Below are 7,526 nucleotides of genomic sequence, written 5' to 3'. Positions count from 1 at the left end.
TAATGGAAGTATCACCACTGCCATTGCCACCAGTATAGCCAGAGACTGGAAGCGCAGGAATGGCTGCAGTCTCCTTGCTATGGGACGGACCACATAAGCAAAAACTGCCGCCAGTACGATCATACTCAGCATGGGGGTTAGAACCACCATGGATAAAACCAGAAGAACCGCCAGCACAAACAAAGCCGAGGTGAGGGTTCCCTTTATTTTGTAAATCATTATTTTCCAGTTCCCCCATCATCCATTACTAATCTAAAATAATTTTTAACAGCATCAGTTTACCCTGAATTTTAATTAAAATACCATTTACGCTTTAAAATTCAATTAAAATGTCCATTTTCATTTAAACTTAATTAAATACCATTTACGCTTTAAAGTTTGATTAAAATATCTATTTTACCTTTAAACTTATTAAAATACCATTTGGACTTTAAGGTTTGATTAAAATATTTATTTTATGTTTTAAACTTAATTAAAATATTATTTAACATTAATTTAAATTATAATACTCATTTGAACTTTAAATTATTCAAATTTAATATTTAAAATTTGTTTTTAATCCCTGAGGCATCCCTGCGATATTTTCCAAATTCAGATATCATACGGAGCTGGTCTCCCCAGAAAACTGGTCCTTCTACACAGATCCTCCAGCCTACATCATCCACACAGCACTGGCCACATATTCCCACGGCACACTTCATGTAGCGCTCCAGGGAAAACTGTGCCGGGATCTGGAATTTCTCGGTGATTAGGAATAGTTTTTGCATCATTATCTCTGGGCCGCAGGCCACCACCATATCATAATTACCCTCATTAAGAAGTTTTTCAGCTAGTTCCGTTGCAAATCCGCAGAAACCATGACTACCATCATCAGTAGTGGGAAACACACTGGCACCTGCCTTTTCCAGGCGTTCTGCAAATAGTATTTCACTCTGAGTGGTGGCAGCGGTTATTGTATCCACTTTCACTCCTCTGCTGGATGCTGCTTCAGTGAAGGCAGCAACTGGTGCCATTCCAATACCCCCACCTACTGCCAGGATACGAGAACCTGCAATCTCAAATCCTCCACCATAGGGGCCCCTTAATCCCAGTTGGTCGTTTTCATGGAGTTTGTGGAGTGACTGGGTGAACGGACCCACCATTTTAACTGAAATACCAATTTCTCCTTTGACTGGATCAATTCTGGATATGGACATTGGTTTTTCATCTGAAAAATTCCAGACCATAAAAAATTGCCCCGGTGTTGGAAACTGGTTGTTGTCCTCGTCTTTAACCTCCCATGGAAAATAAAAGGTTTTTACAGTGGGTGTTTCCTCAACTACCCTCTTGATCTTCAGTACCTGTGGAACATGCATGATCTTATCCTTTACCATATTTTACACCTTCCTTTTACATTTGGTGGGCCATTCCCACCATTTCCTCCACAGTTTGATAATTTTTATCCCTCATGAATTTCTCCAGGCCAGTGTTTATGTTCTGGAAAACTTCCAGTCCATGGTACATGACTGCGGTTCCAATCTGAACGCAACTTGCCCCGGCATATAAGAATTCCACCACATCCTGATAGTTAGTTATACCACCCACACCCATTATGGGGATTTTAACATTCTGGTATGTCTGGTATACGCAGCGCAGGGCTACTGGTTTTATGGCTGGACCGGACATTCCACCGAAGCGGTTGGAAAGTACGGGGTGAGCAGTTTCGGGATCTATCCTCATACCTGGACCCAGTGAGTTGATAAGGGTGAGTGCATCAGCACCAGCACTTTCTGCTGCCCTGGCAATTTCCACGATATCCGTTACATTGGGTGTTAATTTGACAATAACTGGAATTTTAACTGATTTTTTAACTGCCCCTACAATATTACTGGTTAGATCAGGATCCTGACCTATTGCTGCCCCACACCCTTCCATGGCATGGGGGCAGGATACATTGAGTTCCAGGGCATCTACCAGGTCTTCAACCTGGCTGGCTAAAGATGCAAAGTCTTCCGGTGTGGAACCGTAGATTGAGGCTATATGTGGGACGTTGCCCTCCAGTTTTTCCAGTTCTCCCTTGAATGCTTCCACTCCAGGGTTGGATAGGCCTATGGCATTTATTATACCACCCTCCACTTCCACAGTGGTGGGGTTGGGGTAGCCCTTATTGGACTCTAATGCAAAGGATTTGGTTACCACTGCCCCAGCTCCACTTCGAGCTGCCCAGTTAAGGGATGAAGACGTGCTTCCCAGAACACCCGCCGCTAAAACAGTGGGGTTTCTCATTTTCATATGGCATATTTCAACTTCCAGCATGATTACACCTTATCCCGTATGATTACACCTTAAGTTAGAAGGTTTAAATTCCATCAAGTACAGATTAAATCCATGAAGTGTTATGTAGTTGGTTGTTTTGCAGGCTTCTTAGTCTTAGATGAAGATTTTAACCTACTGGATTATGAACTTTTCCCACAATCAGAACTCCTGGAAAAATGGTTCTTGATGGCGGAAAAGAATGTGATTCTAGAGGAAAAACATCTTCTGGAAAAAATAGGTAAAGATTGTGATGAAATCATTATTGAGACTTCCCGGAGCAGTTATCACTACCAGGATCTCAAATACAATTCTAAATTCACTTACCATATTCCCAGTAAAGGTGGAGATTACCTGCGGAGTAATCTGGGGGAAGTTCTCCAGGAAACTGGTTTCCTGGATAGAGCAGAGGATCTGTGGAGCATCACCCATAAATTAGCCCTCCAGATCACTGAACGGAAGTTGAAGGAAGCCTCCCTGTCTGACGATCTTCTACTTATCCAGGCAATACACGCCATTGAGGAGCTGGAAGAAGCTGAAGTTAAACTGGTGGAACGAATAAGGGAATGGTACCCAGTGCATTTCCCGGAAATGGACGAAATACGTGACCATGCTAAGTATGTGGAGCTGGTGGCAGAGTATGGTGACCGTGAATCAATTATAAACTCCAGTACCATTGATATTAGTTCCGGAGTTTCAAACGGGAAGATGGAACCTGGAATGAGTTTGGGTGCGGAGTTATCACCATCTGATCTGGAGGTGATCCAGGGTTTTGCCCGAACTATCCAGTCAATTCAGGAATCCAAGAAGTCCACCACCAACTACGTTGACATCAAAATGGAAGAAATGGCCCCTAACCTGCGGGATCTGGTGGGTGGCTCCCTGGGGGCTAAACTCATAGCCCACACAGGAGGTATTAAACGATTAGCCCTCCTACCCTCCAGTACCGTCCAGATTCTAGGGGCAGAGAAGGCCCTGTTCCGTCACCTTAAAACTGGTGAACGACCCCCCAAGCATGGTTTGATCTACCAGCACCCCGATGTCAGGGGCTCCCGTTGGTGGATCCGGGGAAAGGTAGCCAGGACACTGGCCAGTAAGATCACTCTGGCAGTGAGGAAAGATTACTTCTCAGGAGAATACGACCCTGCAGTGAAGGAAAGTTTCCAGAAAAGGTTGGAAGAAATAATCAAGGAGCATCCCTTCCCTAAACGAGCAACAAAGTCCAAAAAGGGGAAAGATAAAAAGCGTAAGAAAAAAAAGGACAAATTCCGTTTTAAGAAGGGTGATTATGAGTATTGAGATTTTAATGGAATTTAGATTTTAGTTGATTAAATTGAGATCAAATTGATTGAGATCAAGCTGAATCATTTCCATCTTTAAAGCAATACATTGAAACTTCCCAAAATCCATGTGGATGATGTGTATCTTCTGATATATGGAATGGGTTTTGCAGGGTTCCTTTCATTTAATCTTAAACAGGTGAGTTAAATGATAGATATCGTGGTTATAGTATCAATAATATCCAGTGTTTTTTCAATTATATTGGCAGCATATGCTATTCTGTTTTCCCGCAGGGTGGAGGAAAGACTTAAGACTAACTTTTTAATATTAAAGGAAAGCCTAGAAACCAACCAAAAACACGCCGAAGCATGCCTTTACAACATAGATCGGGAAGCAGAAGCCATTAAAAAAACAGTGGACATGTCCCATGCAAAACTCCATGAAACCTTGAATGACATTAAAAACTACGACCATCATAATGAATAACCCCCATCTTAAGGTACTAATTTTACATAATAGACAATTCCATCATTAACTTACTCACCACAAGTTTAAGACCCACATATACAGTTTTTATAAAATAAATAACACACTAAAATTAGTTTATAACATTATAAACGCCCTAAAATAAATTTTATAATATAACTAACACCCTAAATAAGTTTTAAATATGATTCATTTTCATAATAATCCAATAACATATATTTATATTACTTGAGTATGAATATGAAATTATGGTCAATGAATCCACCTTTGAAGCCGTGAAGATAAGATATCTGGTTTTATGGATCATTCTACTCTTTATAGTAATGACCGTCTTCGTGCTTGCATCCCACCGACTACTTAAGGGCGCTGAATGGTCTGTAGCCTTCGGGTTATTGTTTTATGCCCTTATTTCATACTGGATGCTTCGAAACTTCCGGAAAATCCACCTGGATTACTCTAGATTCATTGGCCACATACCACACGATTACAACTGGCTTTTTCTCCTGACCATAGTATTTGCTGTTATCATATTCTCCCTGGGCATAACCGAGCTGAGCAGGTACATCGTATCTGTTATGGACCCTGGAATCCTGGGAGAACTCCCACGCACCAGTCTGTTTTACACACCCCAGGACACACCACTGGCACCCTTCATGAACTTCCTGGACTTTTTAACTGGAGTAATAGCAGCACCAATAGTGGAGGAGTTACTCTTCAGAGGAGTGATGCTACACAGATTCACCTTCAAGTGGGGCCTGAAAAAGGCAATACTCGCATCATCACTGATCTTTGGAGTCCTGCACGCAGATTTTATTGGGGCATTTATCTTCGGCCTGGTGATGTGCATTCTATACATTAAAACAGGAACCATTATTATTCCCATCATCGCCCACATGCTCAACAACATGTTAGCATATGCTATGCAGATGTTGAGCAACATAAACCATCAAAACAGTGCATTAATGCATACAACACCAAATCCTAACATAGGTATGGCTGTATTCCTCCTGATTGTGGCTGGGATGGTTATCTTTTTCTTCCTCTACCGGAACTGGCCCAAAGCCTACTGGAATCCACCTTACTTCCAGAGAGATTACCAGGGAGTTCAGGAAAACTATTACTATTAAAAATAAGGCATTAATAATATTTAAATGGTTAATTCTAAATTATAAGATGATTAATCCTGAAAAAAGATTAATTCTGGAAAATTTAATATGTTCCAAAAACCAGTATAATAATCCAGGAACTACATAAGAATTAAAGAGGAACATCATGGAAGATAATCTAGATCTAAATAACAGTTTCACTGGAGTGTATGAACTGGAAGGCCACCTGGCCACTTGCAACCTTAACCAAGGGGTGAAGATTTACGGGGAGAAACTGGTGGATTATGAGGATGTAGAGTGCCGTTTGTGGGACCCTCGTCGTTCAAAACTGGCAGCTGCCCTCCTGAAAGGACTGGAAACATTTCCTATTGAAGTTGACTCCCGCGTACTTTATCTAGGTGCTTCTGCAGGTACCACTCCTTCCCATATCTCTGATATTGTTACTGATGGGGTGGTTTACTGTGTGGAGTTTGCACCCCGTATGATGAGGGAGCTTCTGGCTGTTTGCAGAGGGAGAAAAAACATGATTCCCATACTGGATGATGCCAGTAAACCTGCAAATTACATGGGACTGGTGGAAAAAGTAGATACTGTTTACTCTGATGTGGCCCAGCCCAACCAGACTGAAATATTCATGGACAACATGCGAATGTTCCTGAAAGAAGAGGGTCAGGGAATGATCATGATTAAAGCCAGGAGTATAGATGTTACCCGCAAACCAAAACAGATATTCCGTGAGGAATCATCCAAGCTAAAAGAGCACGGTTTCCGAATAGTGGATAAAGTGGATCTGGACCCTTACGAGAAGGACCATCGCTGTTTAGTCTGTGAGTTTGCCTTTTAAGACATTCACTTTTTAAGGCATTTATTACACGCTCTTATTTTAAAATCCCTCTAAAGAAACATCAAAAACCAGTTCAGATAACCCCATAAAATAACCCCATTAAAATAATCTTAAAAATAAGAATTATCTAAAAATAAGATGATAAATGGGGGTGATTAAATCACCAAATTTACTCTTTTTATTTAGTCAACCCGTTTACCTGCATCTGGACCTGGCTGTACTGAATATATTTCAGTGACCTTGAGTAAAATTGCTGCTTTGGGTGCTAACTGAGTCATGACACTTTTAGCCCATTCAACTGCATCATCGAAGTATTTACCTGATTCATGGATTTCCACGGTGCCCTTAAACTGGTAGGGGCATTCAGATATATCTGCAACAGCTACACTTGCCTGGGGATTGTTTTTAAGATTTTCAAAGCTTTTGTTCATGAAGTTAGCCACCAGTAGGATTGTTTCACTATCTAAAGGTTTTACAAATCCTATTGGAACCAGGTTAGGAGTACTTTCATTACTGGCAGTTGCTAACCATACTATGTTGTTTTTTTCTAGTGCATCCATCATTTCCTTGTTCATTACCATATCAATCACCTTGGAATTTTTTTTCATACTGTAGGAAATTATTTCAATAATTGTTGTGATAAGATAATGTACTTAATGGTCAGCAGAATGTAGTAGCTATATTTTAATTACCCACTAAGTGTTAATACAAGCTTAGTACTAATTACCCGCTTACTTAGTCTAAATATTCCATGAATCCCCTTTTTTAAAAAAAATGTTTAATTTTAAAAAAATTAGTTCAATTTCAGCTGATCCACCAATGTAACTATCTCATCAGCATGTTTTTGAGACTGCTGGACTGATTCATAGGTGTAGGTTTCATAGATAATTGCCGGAATTCCCGCCTGGATCAGAGGAATGGTCACATAGGCCGGGCTGGTGGGGTTAGGGGGGCTGTAAACTGTTAACCAGTTGGTCTCATTTTTTATGGTATGTGCAATTGATTCTGCCTTTTCAGATGGACTGGGGATGAAGAGGAACCATTTTTCCTGGTAGTTACCCTCGTTGGAATGCACATCAATAGCCAGGTCTATTGAAGAGTTTTTAACATCTGGCACCACATAAGTATAGGCCAGTGCTTGGCCGTTGGCCCTTCCATGGTCATAATCATCAGCCCCCTGAGTGACATTTACCCGATAAATGTAGTAACAGTTTTTAAGAGATTTATTCTGGTTTTTTACAGATTCAACCAGGGCATCGTGGGCCTGGTATTCCAGGGGATGAACACCAACTATGTAGGCTATCCTGTTGCCAGAACTGGCATTTCCATAGGGACCATCCCTGGTAACTGTTCCGTATTCAGTTTCTCCCAGAACCACACTGCTGAAGACAGGTACGGTTGAGGTATTTTTCTGGACAGGGAATAAATAAAATGAGGATATTAACACTACACCAAATAGAACAACCAGTACCAAAAATAATTGAAGTTTCTTCCCCATTTTAACCCTCATATTACCA

At 40.9% G+C, this 7,526-nt stretch carries 9 protein-coding genes (1 of these 9 only partly in view); 4 read left to right on the top strand and 5 right to left on the bottom strand.

Annotated elements, in window-relative coordinates; translation table 11 throughout:
* From A994_RS09070 to A994_RS09060, 3 genes are all read right to left on the bottom strand, one after another.
* Nucleotides 1-219, bottom strand: partial view of an AI-2E family transporter gene (locus tag A994_RS09070; protein WP_004031179.1) — the beginning only. It extends 855 nt beyond the left edge of the window; the window shows 219 of its 1,074 coding nt (coding positions 1-219); the start codon lies at nt 217-219; its stop codon lies off the left edge, out of view.
* Nucleotides 220-542: 323 nt separating this feature from the next.
* Nucleotides 543-1,373, bottom strand: a complete 831-nt coding sequence (locus tag A994_RS09065) for a dihydroorotate dehydrogenase electron transfer subunit (RefSeq protein ID WP_004031178.1) — start codon at nt 1,371-1,373, stop codon at nt 543-545.
* Between the two features lie 16 nt (nt 1,374-1,389).
* Entirely contained in the window at nt 1,390-2,295 is a 906-nt protein-coding gene (locus A994_RS09060) for a dihydroorotate dehydrogenase (RefSeq protein WP_004031177.1), read from the bottom strand.
* Nucleotides 2,296-2,367: 72 nt separating this feature from the next.
* Between A994_RS09060 and A994_RS09055 the strand changes: the two genes are divergently transcribed.
* The 4 genes from A994_RS09055 to A994_RS09040 all read left to right on the top strand — a co-directional run bounded on the left by A994_RS09055 (nt 2,368) and on the right by A994_RS09040 (nt 6,009).
* A complete protein-coding gene (locus tag A994_RS09055; RefSeq protein WP_004031176.1) occupies nt 2,368-3,591 on the top strand; it encodes an NOP5/NOP56 family protein in 1,224 nt (407 codons plus the stop codon).
* Between the two features lie 189 nt (nt 3,592-3,780).
* Nucleotides 3,781-4,059, top strand: a complete 279-nt coding sequence (locus tag A994_RS09050; RefSeq protein ID WP_004031175.1) for a hypothetical protein — start codon at nt 3,781-3,783, stop codon at nt 4,057-4,059.
* 248 nt (nt 4,060-4,307) lie between these two features.
* A complete protein-coding gene (locus tag A994_RS09045) occupies nt 4,308-5,186 on the top strand; it encodes a CPBP family intramembrane glutamic endopeptidase (RefSeq protein ID WP_004031174.1) in 879 nt (292 codons plus the stop codon).
* Nucleotides 5,187-5,331: 145 nt separating this feature from the next.
* Entirely contained in the window at nt 5,332-6,009 is a 678-nt protein-coding gene (locus tag A994_RS09040) for a fibrillarin-like rRNA/tRNA 2'-O-methyltransferase (protein WP_004031173.1), read from the top strand.
* Nucleotides 6,010-6,191: 182 nt separating this feature from the next.
* On the opposite strand, the gene A994_RS09035 is transcribed toward A994_RS09040, so the two are convergent.
* Together A994_RS09035 and A994_RS09030 are read right to left on the bottom strand one after the other, a co-directional pair.
* Nucleotides 6,192-6,590 carry a pyridoxamine 5'-phosphate oxidase family protein gene (locus tag A994_RS09035; protein WP_004031172.1) on the bottom strand — a complete coding sequence of 133 codons (399 nt, stop codon included), beginning with the start codon at nt 6,588-6,590 and terminating at the stop codon, nt 6,192-6,194.
* A gap of 212 nt (nt 6,591-6,802) precedes the next feature.
* Complete coding sequence (locus tag A994_RS09030) at nt 6,803-7,519, bottom strand: hypothetical protein (RefSeq protein WP_237739724.1); 717 nt, start codon at nt 7,517-7,519, stop codon at nt 6,803-6,805.
* Nucleotides 7,520-7,526: the final 7 nt, after the last annotated feature.

Source organism: Methanobacterium formicicum DSM 3637, assembly GCF_000302455.1.
GTDB lineage: Archaea > Methanobacteriota > Methanobacteria > Methanobacteriales > Methanobacteriaceae > Methanobacterium > Methanobacterium formicicum_A.
Note: the sequence above shows the minus strand (reverse complement) of the source record. Positions and strands in the feature narration are given on the sequence as shown.

Bases quoted from the DNA above. Each gene is read 5' to 3' on its own strand.
- A994_RS09065 (WP_004031178.1), bottom strand. From the start codon at position 1,373: ATGGTAAAGGATAAGATCATGCATGTTCCACAGGTACTGAAGATCAAG.
- A994_RS09060 (WP_004031177.1), bottom strand. From the start codon at position 2,295: ATGCTGGAAGTTGAAATATGCCATATGAAAATGAGAAACCCCACTGTT.
- A994_RS09055 (WP_004031176.1), top strand. From the start codon at position 2,368: ATGAAGTGTTATGTAGTTGGTTGTTTTGCAGGCTTCTTAGTCTTAGAT.
- A994_RS09050 (WP_004031175.1), top strand. From the start codon at position 3,781: ATGATAGATATCGTGGTTATAGTATCAATAATATCCAGTGTTTTTTCA.
- A994_RS09045 (WP_004031174.1), top strand. From the start codon at position 4,308: ATGGTCAATGAATCCACCTTTGAAGCCGTGAAGATAAGATATCTGGTT.
- A994_RS09040 (WP_004031173.1), top strand. From the start codon at position 5,332: ATGGAAGATAATCTAGATCTAAATAACAGTTTCACTGGAGTGTATGAA.
- A994_RS09035 (WP_004031172.1), bottom strand. From the start codon at position 6,590: ATGGTAATGAACAAGGAAATGATGGATGCACTAGAAAAAAACAACATA.
- A994_RS09030 (WP_237739724.1), bottom strand. From the start codon at position 7,519: ATGAGGGTTAAAATGGGGAAGAAACTTCAATTATTTTTGGTACTGGTT.